Raw genomic sequence first — 24,990 nt, 5'->3', positions numbered from 1 at the left:
CCTGCGACCCGCGGGCAGAGCGGGACGACAGGGGAGGGGTCAACATGCCTCGCAGTAGAAGGACTTGGAGCCGACTCAGACGGGCAGCCGTCGTGGGCTCGGCGACACTGACGGTCGTCGCGGCGCCGTCGGCGGCCCTGGCGGCCGACAACCTGCCACCGTTGCGGCCGCTCGTGCAGGATCTGAAGACCGGCGGCCGGGCGTGCGCCACGGGGTCGGAGCGGCCGTACGTCTCGGAGTCGCCGCGGGTGACCGCCGCGCTCTACGACCCCGAGAGCGACGACCAGCCCGCCGAGGGCAACTTCGTACAGGGCGAGTTCGAGGCCTGGTGGACGGATGCCGACGGCGCGGAGCAGCACCGGACCCACACCTCGTCCAGGTTGCCGTCCGGCACTTCGGCGTACTGGCAGCTGCCCGACGACGTGCCGCCGAACACCGTCGTGTCCTGGCGGGTCCGCGCGCACGACGGCAAGGCGGCCTCCGCGTGGAGCTCCGAGGACGGCGGCTCCGTCTGCGAGTTCGTCTACGACGACGAGAACCCGGCGAAGCCGACCGTGTCCTCGACGGACTTTCCCGAGGACAGCTGGACCGCGCGCGTCGGGGAGTACGGCACCTTCACGGTGGGCTCGTCCTCGGACGACGTCGTCGCGTACCGCTACTCGTACATCGGCGGTCCTTATGGGACCGCGTCGCCGGAGAAGCCCGGTGGGCCGGTCAGTATCCGCTTCCTGCCGGTGGACACGGGTCCGGAGACGCTGAGCGTCCAGGCAGTCGACCGGTCGGGTCGCATCAGCGGTCGCACCGACCACTCGTTCTTCGTCGTGGCGCCCCGCGCGCCCGCCGCCCACTGGAACCTTGCCGACCCCGCGGGCACGAAGTCGGCCGCGGCGGAGACGGGGCCTGCCGCCCGGGCCGGCACCGGTGTGGCGTTCGGGGCGGGGGCGCCCGACGGCACCGCGCTGAAGACCACCGCGAGCCTGGACGGTACGGGTCACGGATACCTGAGCCCGGACACGGCCGCGGTCGACACGCGGCGCACGTTCGCGGTGGGCGGCTGGGTGCGGCCGGCCCGCACGGACGCCGTGCGGACCGTGGCGAGCCAGGACGCCGACGGGGCTCCCGGCTTCACGCTCGGGCTGCGGCCCGGCAGCGACTCCGCACCGGTGTGGTCCTTCCGGATCGGCGGCGCGCAGGTCACCGGCGGTACTCCCGAGACCGGCGAGTGGGCCCACGTGCTGGGCCTCTACGACGCCGAGACGGGGCTCGCCACGCTGTACGTGAACGGCCACGAGGTCGGCACGCCGCAGAAGGCGGCGCCGGTCGAGGCCGCGGGAGCCTTCCAGATCGGCCGGGCCCGGGGCGCGGCCGGATACCGCGACCGCTGGCAGGGCGAAGTGGGCGATGTCCGGGTCTACGACCGAGTGGTCGTGCCGGCAGAGGCGGCCGAACTGGGCGCCCGCACGGCCCGGTTGGCAGGGCACTGGTCCCTGGAGAGCGCGGCGGACGGGGCGAGCCCGGAACTGTACGGGGGCGCGCCGCTGCAGCTGTCCGACGGCGCGACGATCCGCCGTGCCGTCGAGGACGACTGCGCGGTGAACCCGGACTGCGTTCCGCCGACGGACTACCCGCTCGTGGGCGACGGCGACCTGACGCTGGACGGCACGACCGGCCACGCCGCCACGGACCGGCCCGTCGTGGACACGGGTGACAGCTTCACCATCGGTGTGGTGGTCCGCCTCGCGGACAGCGACCCCGAGCACCCGATGACGGTGCTGTCCCAGGGCGGTGAGCACGCGGACGCGTTCAAGGTGCGGTACGTCCCCACGGAGCACGAGTGGCAGCTGGTCGTGACCGGAGCCGATGACAGCGGGGCGGCGGAGACCGTCGTCGCGCGCGAGGCCGTGGCCGACGGCGGTGAGGGCCAGGGCCAGCGACTGGCGGTCGTGTACGACGACGCGACCGACCAGATCAAGCTCTACCTGGACGGCTACACGAGTGACGAGGCGACCGCGACCTTCCACGGTGCCTGGCACAGCGACGGCGGGCTGCAGGTCGGGCGCGGGCACGTCGACGGCGCGTGGGGCGAGTACCTGCGCGGCTCGGTCGACGAGGTGCACGCCTTCTCCGGTGCGCTGAACCAGTCCGACATCCTCGGTCTCGGCTTCGGCACCGAACCCTGCGTCTGCTGAGCACGAGCTGACGGGCGGACGTACCGGTCGGGTACCGGGTTCGGGGCGCGCGTCGCCCTGGCCGTGACCCGGCCCGGGCGTCAGCGCAGCGCCGCCCCGAACCCGGTGCCCGACCGGGAGCCGGGGCCGGTCCCCGGCTCGCCGGTCTCCGGGGCGTGGACCGCGGCGGGGCCGAACGACACGACGTCCTTCGCGACCGGGCCGCCGGGCCCGGCGGGCAGCACCCACACGGCGCCCGAGTCGCTGCGCGCACCGTCCTCACCGGCCGCGCCCACGGCGAGGGCCGCCGGTGCGTCCTTGCCCGCCGGGCGGAACGACACCGCCGAACCGAACAGGTCGCCGCGCTCCCCGTTGCCCGGCACGCCCGCGCTGTCCTGGGTGTACGTGCGGGCCGGCGTGGCGCCCAGGCCGCGCCCCCGCATGCCCTTGAACACGTACACGGCGCCGGCGTCGGTGTGCCCCGCCGCGTCGTCGGTGCCGGGCGCGCCCACGGCGAGATCGGCGCAGCCGTCGCCGTCGCCGTCGCCCGCGCCGAGGGCGGCGCCGAACTGGTCGCCCTGGTTCGTGGCGCCCGGCGCGTGGTCGCCGGCCCGGCCGCCGCCCGGCGCCGTCAGGAACACGGCGGAGCCGCCCGGACCCTTCGGCCCGCCGGACAGCACCCGCACCCGCCCGGCGCTGTCGACCGAGTCCTCCGACACCTCGCCGATGTCGTACGAGGCGAGGTCCGCGAAACCGTCGCAGTCGAAGTCGCCGACGGCGCCGCCGAGTCCGTAGGAGGACAGGTCCCTGCCCGTCGCGCGCAGCCCGTCCTCGCCGCCCGGATGGAACCGGTCCGGGTAGCTCATCTCCTCGAAGCCCTGCGACGTGACGAGGTCGTCGCGGCCGTCCCCGTTCAGATCGCCGACGACGACGCGCCGTGGCGCGCCGCTGTCCCCCCAATTCCCTTCGATCTTCCCGGACTTGCGCTGCTTGCCGTCCCGACCGAACGGCCCGTACAGCACGCGCGTGCCGCCCGCCACCAGATCGGCGTGGCCGTCCCCGTCGAAGTCGCCGGTGGCCGTCTCGCCCAGCGAGGGCAGCACGGTCACCTCTTCGAGCCCGATCCGCGACCCCCACAGCACGAGCGTCACGGGCCCGGCCGGTTCGCCGTCGGTCGCTCCGATGTCGAGGGAGGCGACGAGGTCGGTGTTGCCGTCGCCGTCGAGATCGGCGGCGGTGACGTGCTCGCCGAACCGGTGGCCCTGGTCGAGCAGCGGTGCCAGCCGCGCGGGCACGGACGTCCCGCCGACCGCCACGAGCGTCTGCCGCCTGCGCCGCAGGTCGATCCCGTCCTCGCCCCCGTACACGACGACCACGGCCCCCGCCTCCGCACGCCCCGACGCCGCGGTCCACGGCGCGGGCACGACGAGGTCGCCGTACCCGTCCCCGTTGAAGTCGCTCGTCGCGACCACGGCCTTCCCCTTCGGCCCCGCCGCCGCACTGCTCGGCGCCGCGTGCGACGGGGTGGGCGTGCGCCGGTCCCCGTCCCGGCCGCCCGTCCCGGACGAGCAGGCGGTGGCGACGAGGGCGGTGATCGCGGTGAGAGCCAGGGCGGGTGCGCGACGCATGCCGTCGACGGTACGTCGGCCCCGGCCGCGCGAGGTCGGCTTCCCGTACCGAAATGGTGTCGAGTGGGTCCAGGGCCTTTCGTCGGTCTTTCGTCGATCTCCCCCCGTACGTGCCCTCCTGGCACACTGGTGACGCAGCGGAATCCGTCGGGGGAGGACGTCGTGGGTGCAGCGCAGCCGTCGATGCAGGAACTGATCCGTCGGCGCAGGCGTGCCGGATTCGTGGGGCGGCGCGACGAACTCGCCGCGTTCCGGGCCAACTTCGACGTGCCCCTCGACGACGAGCGGCACCGATTCCTGTTCCACGTCCACGGCCATGCCGGTGTCGGCAAGACCTTCCTGGTCCGGGAGCTGGAGCAGCTCGCCCGGGAGCGCGGGGCCCTGACCGCGTACGTCGACGAGACCGTCGGCAGCGTGCCGGAGGCGATGGCCGAGCTGGCCACGCGGTTCGCCGCGCAGGGCCACCGGCTCAAGGACCTGGAGCGGCGGCTCACGGCGCACCGGGAGCGGCGCCACGAGGCGGAGGCGGCGGCCGCGCTGCCCGCCCCGGCCGCGGACGGGCCGGCGCCCACGGCCGCGCCGCCCGCGCCGTCCGCGGGCAGCATGGCGGCGGCCCGGGCCGGTCTGGTGGGGCTCGGCCTCGTCCCGGGCGTCGGGGCGTTCGCGGGCGCCGTCGACGCGGCTCAACTCGCCCATGGCGCCGACCGGTTGCGGGCCGGACTCAGCGCACGGCTGCGCACCCAGGACGACGTCCAGCTGGTCATGACGCCGGAGAAGGTGCTCACACCGGTCCTGCTGACCGAACTCGCCGACGTCGCGCAGTCCGTGCCGTGGATCGTGCTGTTCTTCGACACGTACGAGCGGACCGGGCCGTTCCTCGACGCCTGGCTGCACGATCTGATGACCACGGACCGGTACGGGGCGCTGCCCGCGAACATCGTCGTCGTCACCGCCGGCCAGCGCCCCCTGGACTCGGCCCGCTGGGGCGGTTACGCCGCGTTCGCGGGCAGCGTGCCGCTGGGCCCGTTCACCGAGGACGAGACGCGCGGGCTGCTCGCCGCCAAGGGCGTCACGGGCGAGGACGTCGTCGGCGAGGTGCTGCGCCTGACCGGCGGCCTCCCGGTCCTCGTGTCGACCCTCGCCGACGGCCGCCCGGCGGGCCCGGAGGAGGTCGGCGACCCCAGCCCCACGGCCGTCGAGCGCTTCCTGAAGTGGGAGCGCGACGACACGCGGCGCGCGGTGGCGCTGGCGTGCGCGCTGCCGAGGCGGCTCGACGCGGACGTGTTCCGGGCGGCGGTCGGGTGCGCGGAGGAGGACGCGGCGGAGCTGTACGACTGGCTGCGCAGGCTCGCGTTCGTCTCCGACCGGGGTGACGGGGTGCAGTACCACGGGGTGGTGCGCTCGCAGATGCTGCGGCTGGTCCGGCACCAGTCGCCGAGGGACTGGGCGGAGCGGCACGGCCGCCTAGCGGACGTCTTCGCCGGCTGGCGCCGGCAGGCCGAAGTCCCCTTGAAGGACTGGGAGTTCTGGAGCGAGCGGGGCTGGCTCCAGCCGCGCACCGCCGAGTCGTACCACCGGCTGTGCGCCGACCCGCGCGCCGCCCTGCCGGACGCGCTGCGGCTGATGGTCGACGCCGTCGACGAGGGGGAGGCCGCGGCCCGCGGCTGGGCCCAGATGCTCACCGAGGCGGGCGAGGACGCCGGAGCGCGGACCGTGGCGACGTGGGGCCGCGACCTGCTGGCGGGACTGGAGGCCGACGGCACCGTCGGTGCGCTCGGCCTGCTCCTGGACCGGACGGAGTTCGACGCCCCCACCCGCGGCCTGGTGCGGATGCTGCGCGGCCGGGAGCTGCGGAAGGCCGGCGAGTACGAGCGGGCGGTCGCCGAGTACGACCGGGCCGTCGAGCTCGACCCCGAGCAGGAGCGCGCCCTCTACGGGCGGGCCCGCACCCGGGTGCTGCAGGACCGGGCCGAGGAGGCGCTCGCCGACCTCGACCGGGCGGTGGAGCTCGCGCCCGACGACGGGGAGACGTTGTTCCGGCGCGGCGAGGCCCGCTGGCTCGCGGGCGGCCGGGACGCCGAGGCGCTGGCGGACGTCGAGCGGTCGCTGGAGATCGGCCCGCCCGACGGGTACGCGCTGGCCCTGAAGGGCCACCTGCTCACCCTGCAGGACCGGAACGCCGCGGCACTGGAGGCGTTGGACGAGGCGCTGGCCCTCGACTCCGGGTACGGGTGGGCGCTGCTGCACCGCTCCCGGGTGCACCGGAAGCTCGGCGACACCGCGGCCGCCTGGGCGGACCTGGACCAGGCGGTGACCGTCGCTCCCGAGTCGGCCTGGTTCGCGCAGGAGCGCGCCGACCGGCTGCGGTTGGAGGGCCGCCTGGAGGAGGCCGTCGCCGAGTGCGACAGGGCGTTGCGGCTGGACGAGAGCGACGCCATGGCCTACGCGTCACGCGGCGCGGCCCACCTTGCGGCGGGGGACCGCGAACAGGCCATGACCGACCTGACCCGCGCGCTCGAACTCCGCCCCGGCTACGTCTTCGCCCTGGTCGAGCGAGCCGGAGCGGAAGCCCGGGGCGGCCGTCTCGAACGGGCGCTCGCCGACCTCGCCGCGGCCATCGAGGCCGCCCCCGCCGATCCGGGCCCGCACTTGGTGCGCGGCGACGTCCTGCGGGAAGCCGAACGGTACGCGGAGGCGCTGCCCTCGTACGAGAAGGCGCTGGAACTGGGCGACACCGGTTACGCGACCCATGCGTGCCGGGCGGACTGCCTCGACGAACTGGGCCGCACCCAGGAGGCCCTCCAGGCGCTCGACCGGGCCGTCGAGCTGGCTCCGGCCTATCTGTGGGCGCTGGTCCGCAGGTCTCAAGTGCTGCGCTACCAGGGCGAGTTCGAGCGGGCCCGGGCCGACATGGAACGCGCCGTGGCGCTCGAACCCAGGTCCTTCTGGGTGACCTCCCAGGAAGCGGAGCTGCTGCGTCTGCAGTCGCGTCACGAGGAGGCGATCGCCGCGTACGACAGGGCACTGGCGCTCGACGGCGACCACACCATCGCCCACGCGGGGCGCGGGGTGTCGCTCTACGCCCTGGACCGGGACGCCGAGGCGCTGGAGGCCCTGGACCGGGCGCTCGCCGCGTCACCCGACCACGGGTGGGCGCTGCGCTGGCGCGGCGAGGTGCACCGCTACCTCGGGAACTTCGAGGAGGCCGTCGCCGACGCCGACGGGGCGGTCGCGGCCGAGCCCGGCTCGGAGGCGGCGCTTCGGACCCGCGTCAGGATCTCCATGGCCGTCGGCCGGCTGGACCTGGCCCGCGCCGACCTCGCCGCGGTGGAAGCACTCCCCGGGCTGGACGCTGACGAGCTGGCGCGGACCGTCCGGGACCGAGCGGAGATCCACCTCGTCGAGCACCGGCCGGACGACGCGCTGCACGAGCTGGCACGGCTGGAGGGGAGCGCGGCGACCGGCCGCGCCGCCCTGCACCTGCGCTCCGTCGCCCTGCGGATGGGCGGTCACCTGTACGCGGCCCGCAGTGCGGCGGTGGAGCTGCGCGCACTGGACGAGGAGTCCGGCATCTGCGAACTCGCGCTCACCACCGGGCTGTTGGAGGATCTGTCCCGGGCCGGGGTCTGGTGGCGGCAGGCGCGTGCGCTGAGTTCCGGAAAGTACTCCGACCTGCTCGTCGCGGCGGCCATGGCGGACTGGCCGGCGGCCGACGCGGCGCTCGGGAGCCTGCTGGCCCTGCCCCGGGCGTTCGACGACCTCGCGGAGGCGGCCCTGGAGCTGCGCACCGTCGCCGAGTCGCGCGGCGCCGACCGCGCCCGCCTGCTGCCGCGCATCGCACGGCTGGAGCGGGCGCGGGACGAGCTCAGGGACCGGTTCGCCGGGTAGCCCCGGCGGGCGGTCCGGTCAGACCAGCAGTTCGCGGCGCAGTTCGGCGAGCCCGCGCGCGTCCAGCCCCAGCGCCTCCTTCTCGTACGCCCGGAACGACCCGAACGAGTCCCGTACCTCGTCGAACCCGGAGTTCAGGTACTCGGCCCGCACGTCGAGCAGCGGCTTGTAGACCTTGGCCTGCTCGGGGGTCATCGACGCGAGCGCCGCCGCGTTGGCCTTCGCGCGGTAGTCGTTGGAGGCGAGGTAGTCGGCGGTCACCGTGTCGCGGGGGACGCCGAGGGCGGTGAGCAGGGCGGCGTTCGCCCAGCCCGTGCGGTCCTTGCCCGCCGTGCAGTGGAACAGCGTGCCGTCGCCGGTCGTCAGGCCCGAGAAGACCTTGCGGTAGGCCGACTTGGCGGTGGCGCCGCTGACCATGAACTTCTCGCCGTCGGTCATCATGGCGACCGCGCCGGCCTCGGTGGCCGGCATGGTGGTCGTCAGGTCGGAGCCGGCCAGGACGTCCGCGACGACGTACCGGGTGCCGGCGGGCACCCGGTCGGGGGCGGAGCCGCGCTCGGTGGCCGTCCGCAGGTCGTAGTCCGTGGTGATGCCGAGCCGCTTCAGCTTGGCGAGGTCGGCGTCGGTCAGCTTGTCCAGGGCGTCGGAGCGGTAGACCTCGCCCATCTTCACCCAGTGGCCGTCGCGGGTCCGGTAGCCGCCCGCGTCACGGAAGTTGACGGTGCCGTCGAGCTTGATGAGCCGGTCGGCGAGGTGCAGGCCCCGGCCGTGGTCGGGGACCAGGTCGAACCACTGGCGGTCCGCGTGCGCGGGAAGCCCGGTGACGGTGACCTTGCCGGTCGGGCCGCCGCTCGCGACCGTGCGGCCGCCCGCCCGGACGGCGACGTGCCGGGTGCCGGGGGCCTGCCAGGAGATCTCGTACGTGCCGGGCGTCCCGGCGGCCGTCACCGTCGCGTGGGTGAACGGGATACGGGCGGGGGCCGGCGCCGGGTGGGCGGAAGCGGCGGGCGCGGCGAGGGCGACGAGGAGCGCGGCGGCCGAGAGGGCACCGAGGGCAGGAGCCGAGGTCCTGACACGAGTCATGTGCGTCATGGGGCGGATGTTTCGGGGCGCCGGGAAGCGGGGCGCGACGCCGTGGTGAACGGCCGGGGAAGGGCAGCGGGACGGACGGCGCGTACGCCTTCGCGAACTGGGCGAATGGGGCCCGACGTGACCTCATGGGTGTCTCGTTACATACCAGGTGAGTTCGCTTGAGTCGCTGAAGCGAACGTTCCTGGTCGCGCCCGGTCGATTACAGTGCTGGCTGTCGGCCGGTCGTGACGGGAGGGGTCCCATGGGTGCACCGCCCGCAGCGGCCGTCTGGGGGCGCGCGGAGCAGCAGGACTTCCGCAGCCGCGTCCGCGGCGCCCTGCTCGGCACCGCCCTCGGCGACGTCCTCGGCGCCCCGCTCGACCAGCCCGCCCTGGAGGGCGCCGCCCCGGCCGAGCCCGCCGAGGCACTGCCGGGCCACCAGCTGACCCCCGCGTACGGGCGGGTGGGCGCGGTCACCGCCGCCACCCAGCTCGCCCTGTTCACGGTCGACGGCCTCATCCGCGCCCAGGTCCGCCGCGACACCGGAGCCTGGCACCCGCCCACCGACGTGCACCGTGCCTATCTGCGCTGGGCCGCCACCCAGCGCGACTGGGGGCCCGACGAGCGGCGCAAGGAGGACGGCTGGCTGGCCCGCGAGGAGTGGCTGTACTCGCGGCGCGGCGCGTCCCAGGCGCTGCTGCTCGGCCTCGGCAACGACGTGATGGGCACTCTCGACAAGCCCAAGAACCCGGACGCCACCGGCGCCGAGGCGGCGACCCGCTCCGCGCCCTTCGGGCTGCTCGTCGGCTGGGAGCCGCAGCTCGTGCTGCAGCTGGCCGTGGAGTGCGCCGTCCAGACGCACGGCGCGCCCGAGGCGTATCTGGCCGCGGGCGCGTACGCGGTGATCGTGCACGCCCTGGCGCGCGGCGAATCGCTCGACGCCGCCGTGCAGCGGGCGCTGGCCCTGCTTGCCGCGCGGCCCGGGCATCCTCCCGTGGCGGACGCGCTCAAGCACGCGCTCGGCGCCGTACGCCAGGGAATGCCCAATGCCGCGCGGGTCGGTGAACTCGTGGACGACGGCGGCGCGGTCGGGGCGTTGTCGGCCGCCGTGTACTGCGCGCTGGTGGGGGAGGACATCCGGCACGGGCTGGGCCTCGCCGTCCATCACGGCGGGCCGTCCGCGCAGGTGGGGGCGCTCTGCGGGGGACTGCTCGGGGCGCTGCACGGCGAGACGGCGCTGCCGCCCGCGTGGGTGGTCGAGCTGGAGGGGCGGGCCACGATCCTGGAGCTCGCCGACGACTTCGCGATGGAGATGACGCAGGGCGCGGCCCTGCACGGGCCCGGTGGTTCGTCGCCGGGGTGGCTGGCGCGGTACCCGCGGGCGTGACGGCGCGCGGGCCCGCAGGCGGCTGTCGCCTGCGGGCCCGGTGTGCGTGTTCCGGTGTGCGTGTTCCTCGTGCGTGAACCTGAGCGTGCTCGTCCCGCGGTCAGAGGCGCTGGACGTCGTCCTGCGCGCCCGCCGGGGAGGGGATCGCCGCCGCGGCCGAGTCCGAGCCGTCGTCGTCGGTGTTGATCCGCTCGATGAGGGCGTCCCGCTCGGGGGTGTCCTCCGGCTTGATGTAGCCGATGACGATGTAGAGGACCAGCGAGACGGCCAGCGGGATCGACACCTGGTACTGGAGCGGCACGCCGCCCTCGACGCTCCAGTTGATCGGGTAGTTGACCAGCCAGAACGCGAGCAGACCGAGACCCCAGCTGGTGAGCGCCGCGGTCGGTCCCGACTTGCGGAAGGTGCGCAGCAGACCCAGCATCATGGGGATCGCGATCGGGCCCATGAGACCGGCGACCCACTTGATGACGACGGTGATGATGTCCTTGAACGTGGGCGAGTTGACCTGCGTCGCCACCGCCATGGACAGGCCGAGGAAGATGACCGTCGTCAGGCGCGCCGCGATCAGGCCCTTGTGCTCGTTCCACATCCGCGCCTTCGCGGACAGGACCGGCGCCACGTCACGGGTGAAGACGGCCGCGATGGCGTTGGCGTCGGAGGAGCACATGGCCATCGTGTGCGAGAAGAAGCCGACGATGACGAGGCCCAACAGACCGTGCGGCAGCAGCTGTTCGGTCATCAGGGCGTACGAGTCGGAGCCGTCCGGCTTCTGCGCGTGGACCAGCAGCGGCGACATCCACATCGGGAAGAAGAGGACCACCGGCCAGACCAGCCAGAGGGCCGCCGACAGCTTCGCCGAGCGCGCCGCCTCCTTCGCGGAGCCCGTCGCCATGTAGCGCTGGGCCTGGTTGAGCATGCCGCCGTTGTACTCGAAGAGCTTGATGAAGAGGAACGCGAGCAGGAACACCGTTCCGTAGGGGCCGACGAGCGGCTTGCCGTGCCCGGCCAGCTCCGGCTCGTCCCAGACGCCGAAGAAGCCGCCGTGCGGGCCGAGCTTGCTGACGACCGCGACGAACATCGCGATGCCGGCGAGGAGTTGGATGACGAACTGGCCCAGCTCGGTGAGCGCGTCGGCCCACAGTCCGCCGATGGTGCAGTAGATCGCGGTGATCACACCGGTGATCAGGATGCCCTGGTTGAGGGACACACCTGTGAACACCGACAGCAGCGTCGAGATCGCGGCCCACTTGGCGCCCACGTCGACGATCTTCAGCAGCATCCCGGACCAGGCGAGCGCCTGCTGGGTGGGCAGGTTGTAGCGGTTCTTCAGGTACTCCAGCGGGGAGGCCACGTGGAGCCGGGAGCGCAGCCGGTTGATGCGCGGCGCGAACAGCCGCGCGCCGATGGCGATGCCGAGCGCGATCGGGAAGGACCAGGTGACGAAGGACGTCACGCCGTACGTGTAGGCGATGCCGGCGTAGCCGGTGAACATCACCGCGCTGTAGCCGGACATGTGGTGCGAGATGCCGGACAGCCACCACGGCATCTTTCCGCCGGCCGTGAAGAAGTCGGAGACGTTGTCCACACGCTTGTGGGACCAGACGCCGATCGCGATCATCACGCCGAAGTAGCCGATGAGCACGGCCCAGTCGAGACTGTTCATGTGCCCCCTCCAGGGGTCCGCCTTGTGAACGTTGCGGCTCTTCGTCAGTACGTCCGTTTCAGCGGGCGCCCCCGTGCGGAGTGGGGACTTTGGGGATTGAACCCTTTGTTCGGCGGGCCGGTCAAGGGCTCCAGAGGTCACGGATGTGAACCGAGATCAGCAAGTAGAACGATTTTGCTTTTTCGTGACCAGGAGGGGAGTTGTCGTGAACGTGACCTCGGCCACACCATGGGCGGGCACTTCGTCAGTGCCCTCGACAGCCGCGCAGACGGAAACGACCGCACGGGATGCGGGTCCCGTGCGGTCGCGTGGAAGGAGCGTCAACTCCCCCTACCTGTACATGAATGGTCAGTGCATGAGCTCGCCGGCGTTCACCAGGAGCTGCTGGCCGGTGATGGCGCGGGCCCGGTCCGACGCGAAGAAGACCGCCGCGTCGGCCACGTCGCCGTCGGTGGCGAGCTCCGGCAGCGCCATCCGTTCGGTGAGCCGTCCCAGGACCTCGTCCTCCGGCACGCCCTCGGTGTGCGCGGTGAACTGGACGTAGGCCTGCACCGGCGGCCCCCACATCCAGCCGGGCAGCACCGTGTTGACCCGGATGCGGTGCGGGCCCAACTCCCTTGCGAGGGAGTACATCGCGCTCGTCAGGGCGCCCTTGGACGCCGCGTACGCGGCCTGGCGCACCTGGGAGGGCGCGGCCACCGCCGACTGCGTCCCGATGATGACGACGGAGCCGCCGCGCTCCTTGAGGGCGGGCAGGCAGGCCCGGGTCATCCGCAGGGTGCCGAGCAGGTTCACGTCGACGACCTCGCGCCAGGTGTCGAAGTCGGCGTCCTCCAGGCCCCCGAAGTAGCTGTCCCACGCGGCGACGTGGACCACGGCGTCCACCCCGCCGAACCGCTCGCGGGCCAGTTCCGCGAGGGCCGCGCACTGGGTCTCGTCGGTGATGTCCGTCGCCCGGTACGCCGTCCGCGTTCCGGCCGGGTCCAACTCCCCGGCGGACTTGGCCAGGTTGGCCTCCGTGCGCGCGCCGAGCACGGCGTTGCCGCCGTCCCGCACCACGGCCGCCGCCACCTGGTGGCCGAGCCCGGCGCCGACCCCCGAGACGATCACGGTCTTTCCGGCGAGCAGCTCACCATTCCCCATTGGGCGCCTCCAGGCTCTGGCCATCTTTCTGACGGGGCGTCAGAGTATGGGCGTCAGGCGGAGGTTGGAAGGGCTGGAACCGGAAGCCGGAGCCGGCACCGGAAGGGGAGCGGCAGGAATGGACACGCACAGCGAGACCTACGCGGAACTGGCGGCCGTCGGCCCGTACGGGGTGCGCCCGGGGCACGCACTGATCACCATGGTCGAACCGCATCCGGGCCACGAGTACGCGTACAACCGCTGGTACGAGGACGACCACTACTACGCCGGCGCGATGGCCATGCCGTGGATGTACGCGGGACGCCGCTGGGTGGCCACCCGCGATCTCCAGCTCCTGCGCTACCCGGAGAAGTCGGCGGTCGCCGAGCCGGTCACCGCGGGCTGCTACATCTCCACGTACTGGGTCACCGAGGGCCGCTACGACGACCACATGAAGTGGACCGTCGGCATCAACAAGCGGCTCAACCGGGACGGGCGCGTCTACCAGGACCGCACCCACGTGTTCACGGCGTTCCAGGACCACGAGGCGACGGTCTACCGGGACGGGGCGGCCGGTCCGCGCGACTTCCACGCGCTCGACCATCCGTACGCGGGTCTCGTCGTGGAGGTCATCGACGTCGAACGGGCCGAACAGCGGGCCGGTCTGCTGGAGTGGCTGCGCTCGCGGCACCTGCCGAAGGTGCTCGCCGGCTCACCGGCGGCGATGGTCACGCTGTTCCGGCCGACGCCGCTGCCGGGGGACCGGATGACCTATGTGAAGCAGGTCGAGGGCGTCGACACCCGGCTGACGCTGCTGTGGTTCCTGGAGGCCGATCCCCGCGAGTGCTGGCAGGAGCACTTCGCCGGCCTCGGGGAGCAGGTGGCGGGCGCCGGGCTGGGGGCGCGGGTGGAGCTGGTGGCCCCGTTCGTCCCGACGGTGCCGGGGACGGACCGCTACGTCGACCGGCTGCGCTGAGCGGCCGCGCTGAGCGGCCGGGAACACGGCCGAGCCCCCTCGGCTAGGACGGCGGGCCAGTCGAGAGGGCTCCTACAGTGACGCGTGTGGTGCAGGTGGTGCATGTGGTGCATGTGTTGCTTTGTGGTGCATGTAACGCATGTGGTGCTTTGTGTTGCATATGCGATTGTTGTGCCGTTCTTCACTCAGAAGGAACCAGTGCTCACTTGCTCACTTCGTGCACGAAGAGATTCCACGACTCGGGAGAGAAGCCGATCGAGGGTCCCTCGAAGACCTTCGAGTCCCGCACCGCGATCGCGCGCAGCTCGGGCGACTTGACCTCTACGCACGCGCCGTTACCCGTGGAATACGAGGACTTGATCCATGATTCCGTGGCGCCCTGCTTGATTGCCATGTTTGCTCCGGTTTAGCCAGTGGACGAATTGCATCCCCGCTCATGGAGGTCCAGAGCGGTTCTCGCCAACGATGTTGTCTTGATGGCGTGATCGACGCTACTCGCCAACTTCGGTGCGTGAAGCGGGCATTCACTCAACCGGATGGCATATTCAGTGGGGGGCTTCCATCCTCCCGAGGCGAAGGTGTACCGTGCGGCGCCTTCATCCCGAAAGAGTGAAAGAGGGCGCGGAATCCGGCCTTCCGGAGATCGCGCCCGCGTTCATCCTCGCGTCCACCCCTTGATCGTCAGCGGGAGTATTCCTTGGCGATGTCGGAGATGAACTGTCGCGATTGGTCCACGTTCAGCGCCTGTGCCCTGAGATGTTCATACATGACGCTGTACTTCTGGACATCATTGGCTTTCTCCAGATAAAGATCACTGGTGACGCCCTCGATGTAGACGACGCTGGAATCCGCCGCGTCCGGGAACTCCAGAATCGCGTACTGGCCGTTGAGCCCCGGGTGCGCCCCCATCTCGAACGGGATCACCTGCACCGTCACGTGCGGCAGCTGCGACTGCTCGACCAGGTGCTCCAGCTGCTCGCGCATGACGCTCTTGCCGCCGACCCCGCGGCGCAGCGCCGCCTCGTCGAGGACGGTCCACAGGCGCAGCGGGTTGTCGGGCGCCTGGATGCGCTCCTGGCGCCGCATCCGGACCTGGACGCGCTTCTCGATGTCCGACGCCGTCGTCTCCGGCAGCGCGCCGTTGATGAGCGCCTCCGCGTAGCCGCGGGTCTGCAGCAGTCCGGGCACGACCTGGGGGTCGTACACGCGCAGGCTCGCGGCGTCCGTCTCCAGGCCGATGTAGACGCTGTACGGGATGTCGCCGAAGGAGTGCCACCAGCCCTGCTGGCGGGAGTCCTTGGCCATCTGCATCAGCGAGTCGACGATCCGGTGGTCCTCGACCTCGTACACCCCGCACAGGTCGCGGACGTCGCGCTGGCTGATGCTGCGCCGCCCGTTCTCCAGGCGGCTGATCTTCGACTGCGACACCAGCAGGCGCTCGGCGACCTCTTCGGCGGTCATGCCCTTGAGCTCTCGGAGCCGGCGCAGCTCCTGGCCCAACCGGCGTCGCCTGACGGTGGGATTGACGTTGGACGCCACGGGACGTGCACCTCCGGCTGCGTGCATTTTCTTGTTCTGCGTACGGGTCTGCCTACGTTGTGTATCTGCTGCTCAGCAGATTGCCACTCCGGCGTGTCCCGGCGCTGGGAAACGGCGGATGTGCACGCGATACGCAGCACGAACGCGACCGCGCGGGGCGATGGCCGGTGTCCCCTTCGGGAAGTACGGACGTCCGGTCCATCGCCCCGCGCGGTACAGCGGCTCCCGAACCGGATCATGGGGACTGCGGTGCGGCGCTGTTGCGGGTGTTACGAGTGGTGCGCGTGGTGCGGGTGCTCGTGCGTGTGCGGTGCTGACCGCCTAGTGGGCCACGGCGCGAGCCATGGGTCCGCGGCGCGGCTGCATCGGAACGCCCCTGGCAGGCTCCGGTGCGGGCCGGCCCGCCGGGGTGGCGGGCGAGCGGCGTGGCTGAGCGGCCACACCGTTCTGGACGTCCATCACGGCGTGCGCCACGAGGCCGCCCATCGGGTCGTGCCTGATCAGGTCCCGCAGCCGGGAGCGCGAGGACCGACCCTCGTTGCCCGGGTACAGGTGCTTGCCGAGTCCGACCGCATGGGCCAGCGCGGCGAGCGCCGCGGTCCGTGGGTCCGGCGGGACGCCGGTACGGATCGCTGAATCCAGCCGGGACCTGATCTCCCGGCTGATCGCCGTGTCCGTCGCCTGATAGCGAGTCGTCGGCAACACCCCGCACATCTGGCCCGCCACGGCATGCACCATGCCGCACCGCTCCAGGTGCGAGAGGTAGGTCTGGCGCAGCCCGAGACGCGGCCCGCCAATCCAGTGGACCGCCCGCACGGGAGCGCCACGCCTTCGCAGCAACTCCAACGCGCAGTCCAGTGTCGGATCTCCGGTCGGCCGTGGTGCCACCACGGCGATACGATCCCCGTCTGGGGCTATCCGTCCGGCCAGCGCCAGCTCTACTAGCTGTGCTCCGGCCAGACCTAGGTCGAGCGACTGCGGCTGCGCTGTGGTACCCGTGGCCGGGTCCAGAGCGAGCAGCAGAAGCTCCTCCGGAAGTGTTCTGCGGCTCCTGCCCATCCATGCCTCCCCGCGTGGATGTCTGACAGGGTGACCCCTCTCACATTGGTCTGTCGAGAGTGCGTGGGGGCTTTGGGTGGGAACCGGCAGGTATGTCGTTCTCGTCTACCACGGGGGTTAAGCCCCCACACAGGACACTGGTACATGGTTCGGACAGGGCTGGTCTGTCCGGCGTTTCGTGGTTAGCGGTCGAGGAGGCATCGGTGGCGGGGACCCCCGACAGGTCGGAAGAGCAGAAGGCGTCGGGAGGCCCGGCCCCGGACGATCCGCGTCTCGCGGTGGCGCGGGAGACTCCGTCGGCGTCCGGTGTGGACCAGGCGACTGCGGTCTTCTCGGTACGGGACGTGGCCGGGGCGTCGTCCGGTTCCGCGGCCGAGCCCGAGCCCGAGCCCGGCCCCGAGGAGCCGGGTGACGCGCGCCTGCGCGCCGCGGTGGCGGCGTGGGTGGCCGGGGGCGCGGAGGGCGAGGGTGACGCTGACGCGGCGCCGAAGCCCGACGCGTCCGGTGCGGCCGAGGACGAGTCCGACGTCGAGTCCGTCGAGTCCGGTGACAACGGTGCCGACGGTGACGCGAAGTCCGACGTCGAGCCGGCGTCTGGTGCCGAGTCCGGCGCCTCCGGTGAGGCCGAGGACGAGCCGGTGCCCGGTGCCGATGGCGACGCTGACGCGGAGCCGAAGGCTGCGGTCGACGCCGAGCCGAAGCCTGCCGTCGACGCCGACGCCGAGTCCGGTGACAACGGTGCCGACGGTGGCGACGCGATGTCCGACGCGGAGCCGGCGGCCGCGGCCGAGTCCGGTGCCGCCAAGGCCGATGCGAAGTCCGACGCCGAGCCCGAGCCCGAGTCGAGCCCTGAAGCCTCCGACGCCGAGCCGAAGCCCGCCGCTGAGGCCAAGCCCGAAGCTGCCGTCGCGCCCAAGGCCGACGCCGAGGTGACCCCTGGCGCGGAGTCCGAGCCGAAGCCTGAGGCCGACGCCGAGCCGAAGCCCGCCGCTGACGCCAAGTCCGACGCCAAGCCCGAAGCCGCCGTCGCGCCCAAGGCCGACGCCGAGGTGACCCCTGGCGCGGAGCCCGAGTCGAAGCCTGAGGCCGACGCCGAGCCGAAGCCCGCCGCTGACGCCAAGCCCGAAGCCGCCGTCGCGCCCAAGGCCGACGCCGAGGCAGCCCTCGACGCCAAGTCCGGCGCGGAGCCCAAGGCCGATGCCAAGCCCGAGCCCGACGCCAAGTCGGAGGCCAAGGCCGACGCCGAGCCCAAGCCCAAGCCCGGTGTGGCGGTCGATCAGCCCACCGCCGTTTTCAAGGCCGTCGCGCCGCCGGTCGACCAGCCGACCACGATGCTCAAGTCGCCCGCCGCGGGCGGCAGCGGGAGTGGGCGCAAGGAGGAGTCGGCGGCCGAGCGGACCAGCCGGTTCGTACCGCTGAAGCCGCTCGACGAAGGCGCCGGTGCCGGTGCCGGTGCCGGTGCCGGAACCGGCACCGCCAAGCCGAAGCCGCAGACCCCGGCGGAGCCGCCCGCGCCGGAGCGGACGACGCAGCAGCCGCTGCCGCCGAAGCCCCCGCTGGACCTGCTCGCCGAGCTGACCAACACCCCGCCGCCCGCGGAGACCCGGGTCCGCACCGCGGTGCGCCGGGTCAAGATCTGGACGCCGCTCGTCCTGCTCCTGGTCGTCGTGTTTGCGATCGTGCAGGCCGTACGCCCGCTGCCGACGCCCACCCTGAACCTCACGGCCCAGCAGACGGTCTCGTTCGACGGCGGCAAGCCGTCCGTGCCCTGGCCCACCCAGGGCCAGGCCGCGATGGACGTGAACGGCATCGGCACGTTCGGCACGTCGGGCGACCAGAAGCCCGTGCCGATCGCGAGCATCGCCAAGGTCATGACCGTGTACGTGATCCTGCGCGACCACCCGCTGAAGACCGGCGAGAAGGGTCCGCTGATCCCGGTCGACGCCGCCGCGCAGAAGCACTACGAGACCGGCAAAGCCGAGAACGAGTCGGTGGTCAAGGTCACCGAGGGCCAGAAGATCTCCGAGTACGAGGCCCTGCAGGCGGTCATGCTGCCGTCCGCGAACAACATCGCCAAGCTGTTCGCCCGCTGGGACAGCGGCAGCTCCTCCGAGGACGAGTTCGTCAAGAAGATGAACGCGACCGCGAAGGAGCTGGGCATGACGAACACGACGTACACGGACCCCAGCGGCCTGGACAAGACGACCGTGTCCACCGCCTCCGACCTGGTGAAGCTGGGCCGGGCCGCGATGGAGAACCCGGTCTTCAAGGAGATCTCCAAGCAGCCCAAGTACGTCGACCTGAACGGCGAGGAGCAGAAGAACTTCCTCGGCCTCGTCCCGACCGTCGCCGTCGGCATCAAGACCGGCACGACCACCGCGGCGGGCGGCAACATCCTGTTCGCCGCGGAGAAGACCGTCGCCGGCAAGACCCAGACGATCATCGGCGCCGCCCTCGGCCAGTACGGGAGCAACGGCGTCGCCAACATCGACGAGGTCACCGGCGTCGTCGGCCGGCTGATCGCCGCGGGCCAGAAGGCCCTCACCGCCAAGACCGTCGTCAAGAAGGGCGACGTCGTGGGCGAGGTCGACGACGGGCTCGGCGGCACCACCCCGGTGGTCGCCACGAAGGACGTCACGGCCGTCGGCTGGTCGGGCCTGACCGTGAAGCTGGAGCTCGGCGAGCAGAAGGGCACGCCCGTCCCGCACTCGGCGAAGGCCGGCACGGTGGTCGGCGTCCTGAACGTCGGCGACGGCAAGAACGACGCCGTCGAGGTCCCCGTCGCCCTCCAGAGCGACCTGGCCGAGCCCGGCTTCGGGGCGAAAATCAAGCGCGTCGGATAGGGAGTTCGCGGGAGGCTGGTCCCACCGGCCTCCCGCGGCGCCCGTTCGGGCACCCCGTGCTAGCGTCGCGAGACCGGGGCAGGACCGGGACGTTCCCTCGGTCGTTCACACGGTACGTACGGGAGTGTCAGCAGTGGCCACAGCGGAGCCGACGCGCGCCGACGACGCAGAGCCGGGCTCGGGGCACGTACGAATACGGCTTCCCGAGCAGTCGCACGGGACCGAGGATCCGCCGCCCGCGGGACCCGAGGCGGGTCCGGTGGGCCGGCTGCTGCGCGCCGCCCGGCATCCCGTCACCGTCGTCACCGCCGTCGCCGGCGTCCTGCACCTCATCTGGTTCTTCACGTTCGCGAACAGTGGTGGTGACCTGGCGGCCCAGGACGCCTGGGCCGAGTTCGTCGGCCGGCACCCCGACTCCGCGTACAACCTCGCCTGGTACGGCGGTATGCACCCGGTGTCGTACAGCGTGGTGTCGCCGTACCTGATGTCGGTGCTCGGCGTGCGGACGACCATGATGGTCGCGGGGACGCTCTCCGCGGCCCTGCTGACGCTGATCCTCGTGCGCACCCGCGTCGTCACCAAGCCGCTCTGGCCCGCCCTCGCGGGCGTCTTCGCGCTGCTGTGCAACGCCGCGTCGGGCCGGGTCACCTTCGGGCTCGGCATGATGTTCGGGCTCGCCGCGACCGCCGTCGTCTTCTGCTGGCCGTACCGCTGGCGCTACAAGCGGTGGGCGAAGGCCCTCGCCGCCGCGCCGCTCGCGGGGATCGCCACGGCCTGCTCGCCGGTGGCCGGACTGTTCGTCGGTCTGGTCGCCGTCGCCCTCTTCCTGCAGAAGAGACGGCCGGGCGCGTACGCGCTCGGGCTCGCGCCCGCCGTCGTGGTCGGCCTCTCCGCGTGGCTGTTCCCGTTCTCCGGCACGCAGCCGATGTCGTTCTGGTCGGCGCTGCTGCCGATCGTCTACGGCGTGCTCGTCTGCGTCCTGGTGCCCAAGGAGTGGGTGACGGTCCGGATCACGTCCGCCGTCTACACCCTGGCCGTCCTGCTCGTCTGGCTGATCAGCTCGCAGATCGGCTCCAACATCACGCGCCTGCCGATGCTGTTCGCGGGCGTCGCGCTGCTCGCCGCCCTGCCGTTCACCGTGCCGCGCTCGCGCAAGTGGTACGTCGTCGTGGTCGCGTTCGTCGGACTCAACGCGTGGATCGGCTTCAAGTCCGTGGACGACGTGGTGCACACGACCCCGGAGGCCTCCTGGGCCCGCGAGCTGGCGCCGCTCGTCAACGAGCTGCAGGAGGTCAAGGCCGAGCGCGGCCGCGTCGAGGTCGTGCCCGCCCGCTCGCACCGCGAGGCCTCCGCGCTCGCCCCGTACGTGAACCTGGCGCGCGGCTGGACCCGGCAGGCCGACATGAAGCGCAACCCCCTCTTCTACGACGACACCCTCAACTCGGCGAACTACCACGAGTGGCTCAAGCGCTGGGCCGTGCGGTACGTGGTGCTGCCCAAGGGCGAGCCGGACGGGAAGGGCAGCGAGCGGGAACGCGAACTGGTGCAGCGCGGGCTGCCCTACCTCAAGCAGGTGTGGGGCGACGCCAACTGGCAGCTGTTCGAGGTCACCGACGCGACGCCGATGGCCGAGCCGAACGCGGTGGTCGACGCCGCCGAGCAGAGCGAGCTGACCATCGAGGTCACCGAGCCCGGCCGGATCCTCATCCGCGTCCCGTACTCGCCGTGGCTGTCGGTCGTCGACGCCGACGGCAAGAAGCTCGGCGCGCCGGAGGAGACCGAGGCGTCGAAGCGGGCGCGGGAGGACGACGACAGCCTGCCGAAGCGGTTCGCGAACGTGCACGGGTGCCTGATGGAGACCGACGAGGACGCCTCCGGCGACAAGTGGACCGTGCTGCTGGCGCCGCGGGTCGGCACGTACCGGCTGGCCGCGCCGTACGAGTGGTCCCGGGGGACGCCCTGTCCCGAGGAGCTGCGGTGAGCCGCGGCCGGGGCGCGACCGGGCGGGCCCGCCGTCATCTGCAGATTTCCGTGGGCGTGCGGACCGCCGACGTCGTGTAGGTGCCCGCGATCTGCGTGCGGACCGTCTCCAGCTGGCCCAGGAGCCTGTCCAGCGTCGGGGCGTCCGGTGAGCGGAAGTACGTGAGGACCGCCCGGTAGAACGCGTCGCGCAGCACCGGTGGCATCACGTCGGACGCGTCGAAGCAGAGCGTCTTCGCCTCCTTGGTGAGGTACGTCGCGATCTCCTGGGCCGCCGGGTTGTCGTCGGGCTGCGGGTCGGTCTCGTCGGGGAAGAACGGGCGCAGGTGGTCCTGGGCCGCGTCGGACCACTTCTGCCGGCCCTCGTCGCTGGTCAGCCGCTGCACCAGTTCCTGCGCCCCGGGATTGTCGGTCAGGACCGCCGCCATGTCGCCGGACACCTCGAACGCGTCCTTGTACGCGGCGGAACCGTGCAGGAACCGGGCCGCGGGCTCGACCCGGATGTCGTCGCGCGGCGCGTACAGGTAGCGCACGAACGACGCCTGGTGCTCGTGCGTGCAGCCGGGCAGGGAGCCGCCGAGCAGGCCGCGCGGCCCCGCCGCCGGGTGCTCGGGGTCGGGGGTGCCCCAGAACGACATGGTCAGGGAGCGTTCCACGGCCTTCGGCGAGCGCTTGCCGCGGGCGTCGAGGAGCTTCGCCCAGGTCGTGAACGCCCGCTTCAGCTCCGCTGACTTGGCCCAGTTGAGCTGTCCCGTCGCCCACTGCACGTAGGTCGTGGGACCCGCCTGGTGCAGCAGGATGTCCTCGACCCAGTCGGTGCCGGGCCAGCCGGACGTGGCCTGTGCCGCCATGCCCACGCACCAGGCGGGGCGGGCGCTCGACGAGCCGGCCCTGCTCCACACCAGGCTCTTCAGGTCGACCTTGAGCGGCACCCAGTACGTGCGGCGCCGGCCGTCCAGCATGAGGGTGGGGGACCACGGCGAGTAGGCGCGCTCGGCGGTGTACGGGTCGAGCGGGCGGAGCTTGTCCTGGACGGCGTACTCGGTGAGCTCGCCGATGCTGTTGAGGATGGCCACGTCGGGCGGGGCGCCCGCCGCGAACTGGGCGACGAGCGTCTCCCGCAGCGAGCGGGTGCCCTGGTAGACGTAGGTGTGGCCGGAGCCGCGGGACAGTTCCCGCAGCACGGCGGTGAACGCCTTGCCCTCGTCGCCGGTCCACGGGCCGAGCACGACGACCGGGCTGCCCCGGTCCGACCCGCAGCCTCCGCTCAGCGCGGCGAGCGCCAACAGGCAGGCGGCGAGCGCGAGTCGGGCCGCGCGCCCGGCGCCGCCCCTCACGCCCCGCCTCCGGCGCCCCGGCCGACCAGCAGGTACTCGCGCCGGTACGCGTGCAGCGTGCCGCCGACCACCGCGGCGACCACGAGGCCCGCGGGCGCCACCCAGCCCGCCACGGTTCCGACCGGCCCCAACGCGCCGTCGGCGACCGTCCGTTCCATGGCGGCGGTGACCGGGTGGATGGCGGCGGGCGGCGGGTCGGCCACCGGGTCGGCGTCCGTGGCGGCCTCCACCTTCGGTGACGCCCGGTCGGTCAGGGTGTCCGCGTACGGGAGGGTGTCGCGCTGCGCCGTCCACGCCCGGGCCCCGTCCGCGACCGCCCACGGCAGCACGAGCAGCGGCAGGGCGGCGGCGAGCAGCGGCACGCTCGCCCTGATCCGCATCCGGCGGCGCAGGAAGAAGAACGTCCGCCACAGGCCCACGGCCAGCAGGGTGAGGCAGCCGGCCGACAGGGCGACCGCCGCGAGGACGCCGGGGCCGAGCGCGGCGCGGTCGGTGAGGCGGCGGTGCAGATCGCGTTCGAGCGCGGCGATCCGGTCGACGACGGTGGTCGCGTCGGCGCCGGTCTCCGGGCGGCAGGCCGGGTAGGGCGCGGTGCGGGTGGTGGCCGGTTCGCCGGACGCGTCGGAGCAGAGCATGCTCGCCGCGTACGCGAGCCCGGCCTTGCGCAGCGACGGGTCGCCGACGTTCGTCCTGGCCCAGGTGATCCACTCCTCGTAGCCGTCGACGAGACCCGAGATGACGTCCAGTTCCTGGCGCTGGGCTTCGCCGAACGCGCCGCCGCGGGAGAGCCGCGCGATGTCCTGGGCGGCGGCGCCGGTGCGGGCCGCGTAGCGCGGGCCGAGGCCGGAGAGCTCCACGGCGGTGCCCGCGTCGAGGCCGACCTCCGCCTCCCGCTGGGCGATCCGCAGCGACGTCTTGGCGTCGGCCAGGTCGCCCAGGGCGGGCGCGAGGCGGGTGCGGATGTACGCCGAGTCGGCGCGCACGTCCGCGTACGCCCAGCCGAGCGCGGCGAAGCCGACGGCCGCGAGCAGGGGCAGCGCGATCAGCCGGTCGCGCAGATAGGTGCGGTTGCGGGTGCGGCCGGCCGGCGGCCACAGCAGGCGGCGCAGGGGTACCCAGGGGCTCCTGAGGGCCGTCCGGTGGGGCCTCACCCGCGGCGCCCCAGCACGGTCCGCAGCAGGGTGGGCAGGGAGCGGACGTCCCTGCGGTGCCGCAGCGCCATCGGGCGCACCAGGTAGGCGCGGTCCAGGAGGCGTTCGGCGATCTCGTCGGCGTGCGGCAGATCGCCGGAGCGGGCCGCCTGCCGGGCGAGCAGGAGGTAGAACGCGGACAGGTCCTTGCCCAGTTTCCGTTCCCCGTCCGGGAATTCGAGGCGGGCGCCGGCGTCCCTGGCCTCGTCGTCGCGGGCCGCCGTCTCGCGGGCCAGCCGGCCCAGGCCCGCCGCGTCGACCGTGCCCGCCGTCACCAGGCGCTGCGCCGCCTCCCACACCTCGGCCTTCATCCGGACGCGGGCCTGCTCGTCGGTGAGCCCGTGCTCGTTGAAGAGCCGGCCGAGCCGGACCAGGGCCTCGCCCAGCGTGTCCGTGCAGCCGACGTGCTCGACGGCGATCCGGACCGTCGCGGTGCGGGCGGCCGTGCGGTGCCGGGAGTGCTGCGGCACCGCGTCGAGCGCCTCGATGGCGGCGGCGCAGGCGCGCGGCCCGCCGAGCGCGAGCCGGGTGCGGGCGGCGCCGAACGCGGCGCTGCCCAGCGACGGATTGCGCAGCCGTACGGCCTCGTAGAGGGTGAGCGCGGCGCGCCAGTGGCCGAGGGCCCGCCGCTGGTGCTCGGCGGCCCGCTCCTCGGCCCCGTCCTGCTCCGTGCCCGGTTCGAGCGCGGCGTGCCCGAGGGCCTCCTCCTGGTGGCCGAGGAGTTCGGAGCAGTGGCCGAGGGCCAGCTTGGGCGCGTACTCGCCGGGGATCGCCCCGTAGACCTGGTCGAAGTGGTCGCGGGCCGAGGTGACGTCGTCGCGGGCGAGGGAGACCAGGCCCTGGTGCCAGTCGATGCGCCAGTCGTGCCGGGCGCGCTCGCGGCCGATGGTGTCGACGGCGCCGCGCAGCTCCTGCTCGGCGAGCTTCAGGTCGGCGTCGTCCGGGTCGGTGCGCAGGGCGACGCGGAGCCGGAGCCGGCAGCGCAGCAGGTGCACCTCGGGCGAGGCCCGCCAGTCGGCGGTGTTCTGCAGCAGGGCCGCCGGGTCGGCGTCGGCGAGCCGGCTGAGTTCGGCGTGGTGGTCGTCGTGCGGGTCGGGCCGGGGCACGGGCAGCCGGGCGGAGGCGTCGGCGGGTGC

The 24,990-nt window shown here is 73.0% G+C and carries 16 protein-coding genes; 6 read left to right on the top strand and 10 right to left on the bottom strand.

The window, feature by feature from the left end:
• The first annotated feature begins 44 nt into the window (after positions 1-44).
• Positions 45-2,189, top strand: coding sequence for a LamG-like jellyroll fold domain-containing protein (locus M4J07_RS22450; RefSeq protein WP_305128026.1), 2,145 nt, complete (start codon positions 45-47; stop codon positions 2,187-2,189).
• A gap of 80 nt (positions 2,190-2,269) precedes the next feature.
• Here the strand turns inward: M4J07_RS22450 and M4J07_RS22445 are convergent, their stop codons facing one another.
• On the bottom strand, positions 2,270-3,796 hold the full coding sequence (locus M4J07_RS22445; RefSeq protein WP_255974721.1) for an FG-GAP-like repeat-containing protein: 1,527 nt from the start codon (positions 3,794-3,796) through the stop codon (positions 2,270-2,272).
• A gap of 162 nt (positions 3,797-3,958) precedes the next feature.
• Between M4J07_RS22445 and M4J07_RS22440 the strand changes: the two genes are divergently transcribed.
• Complete coding sequence (locus M4J07_RS22440; RefSeq protein ID WP_255974719.1) at positions 3,959-7,684, top strand: tetratricopeptide repeat protein; 3,726 nt, start codon at positions 3,959-3,961, stop codon at positions 7,682-7,684.
• 18 nt (positions 7,685-7,702) lie between these two features.
• On the opposite strand, the gene M4J07_RS22435 is transcribed toward M4J07_RS22440, so the two are convergent.
• Positions 7,703-8,776: a tyrosine-protein phosphatase gene (locus tag M4J07_RS22435; protein WP_255974717.1), complete on the bottom strand. Its 1,074-nt coding sequence runs from the start codon at positions 8,774-8,776 to the stop codon at positions 7,703-7,705.
• Between the two features lie 241 nt (positions 8,777-9,017).
• Between M4J07_RS22435 and M4J07_RS22430 the strand changes: the two genes are divergently transcribed.
• Positions 9,018-10,142, top strand: a complete 1,125-nt coding sequence (locus tag M4J07_RS22430) for an ADP-ribosylglycohydrolase family protein (protein WP_255974715.1) — start codon at positions 9,018-9,020, stop codon at positions 10,140-10,142.
• Between the two features lie 100 nt (positions 10,143-10,242).
• Here the strand turns inward: M4J07_RS22430 and M4J07_RS22425 are convergent, their stop codons facing one another.
• Positions 10,243-11,808 carry a sodium:solute symporter family protein gene (locus tag M4J07_RS22425; protein ID WP_255974713.1) on the bottom strand — a complete coding sequence of 522 codons (1,566 nt, stop codon included), beginning with the start codon at positions 11,806-11,808 and terminating at the stop codon, positions 10,243-10,245.
• Between the two features lie 348 nt (positions 11,809-12,156).
• Positions 12,157-12,951 (bottom strand): SDR family oxidoreductase, encoded by a 795-nt coding sequence (locus M4J07_RS22420; protein WP_255974711.1) that lies wholly within the window; start codon positions 12,949-12,951, stop codon positions 12,157-12,159.
• A gap of 118 nt (positions 12,952-13,069) precedes the next feature.
• On the opposite strand from M4J07_RS22420, the gene M4J07_RS22415 reads away from it, so the two are divergent.
• Positions 13,070-13,906 carry a hypothetical protein gene (locus M4J07_RS22415; RefSeq protein ID WP_255974709.1) on the top strand — a complete coding sequence of 279 codons (837 nt, stop codon included), beginning with the start codon at positions 13,070-13,072 and terminating at the stop codon, positions 13,904-13,906.
• Between the two features lie 202 nt (positions 13,907-14,108).
• Here M4J07_RS22415 and M4J07_RS22410 read toward each other — a convergent pair whose 3' ends face one another.
• From M4J07_RS22410 to M4J07_RS22400, 3 genes are all read right to left on the bottom strand, one after another.
• The gene (locus M4J07_RS22410; RefSeq protein ID WP_255974707.1) at positions 14,109-14,300 is read right to left on the bottom strand and encodes a DUF397 domain-containing protein; all 192 of its coding nucleotides are present in this window, start codon (positions 14,298-14,300) and stop codon (positions 14,109-14,111) included.
• Between the two features lie 287 nt (positions 14,301-14,587).
• Positions 14,588-15,445, bottom strand: a complete 858-nt coding sequence (locus tag M4J07_RS22405) for a helix-turn-helix domain-containing protein (protein ID WP_255974705.1) — start codon at positions 15,443-15,445, stop codon at positions 14,588-14,590.
• Between the two features lie 321 nt (positions 15,446-15,766).
• Positions 15,767-16,504 (bottom strand): GOLPH3/VPS74 family protein, encoded by a 738-nt coding sequence (locus tag M4J07_RS22400; protein WP_255974703.1) that lies wholly within the window; start codon positions 16,502-16,504, stop codon positions 15,767-15,769.
• 203 nt (positions 16,505-16,707) lie between these two features.
• Between M4J07_RS22400 and M4J07_RS22395 the strand changes: the two genes are divergently transcribed.
• On the top strand, positions 16,708-19,347 hold the full coding sequence (locus M4J07_RS22395; RefSeq protein WP_255974701.1) for a D-alanyl-D-alanine carboxypeptidase: 2,640 nt from the start codon (positions 16,708-16,710) through the stop codon (positions 19,345-19,347).
• Positions 19,348-19,480: 133 nt separating this feature from the next.
• Positions 19,481-21,328 carry an MFS transporter gene (locus tag M4J07_RS22390; RefSeq protein ID WP_255974699.1) on the top strand — a complete coding sequence of 616 codons (1,848 nt, stop codon included), beginning with the start codon at positions 19,481-19,483 and terminating at the stop codon, positions 21,326-21,328.
• A gap of 34 nt (positions 21,329-21,362) precedes the next feature.
• Here M4J07_RS22390 and M4J07_RS22385 read toward each other — a convergent pair whose 3' ends face one another.
• The 3 genes from M4J07_RS22385 to M4J07_RS22375 form a co-directional block, all read right to left on the bottom strand.
• A complete protein-coding gene (locus M4J07_RS22385) occupies positions 21,363-22,664 on the bottom strand; it encodes an extracellular solute-binding protein (RefSeq protein ID WP_255974697.1) in 1,302 nt (433 codons plus the stop codon).
• Entirely contained in the window at positions 22,661-23,815 is a 1,155-nt protein-coding gene (locus tag M4J07_RS22380) for a hypothetical protein (RefSeq protein ID WP_255974695.1), read from the bottom strand. The genes M4J07_RS22385 and M4J07_RS22380 overlap by 4 nt, the downstream gene beginning before the upstream one ends.
• Positions 23,812-24,990, bottom strand: a 1,179-nt coding sequence (locus M4J07_RS22375) for a tetratricopeptide repeat protein (RefSeq protein WP_305128024.1), incomplete at its 5' end; no start/stop codon positions are given. The genes M4J07_RS22380 and M4J07_RS22375, both read right to left, overlap by 4 nt.

The organism is Streptomyces longispororuber, assembly GCF_024448165.1.
GTDB classification, from domain to species: Bacteria; Actinomycetota; Actinomycetes; order Streptomycetales; family Streptomycetaceae; genus Streptomyces; species Streptomyces longispororuber_A.
Note: the sequence above shows the minus strand (reverse complement) of the source record. Positions and strands in the feature narration are given on the sequence as shown.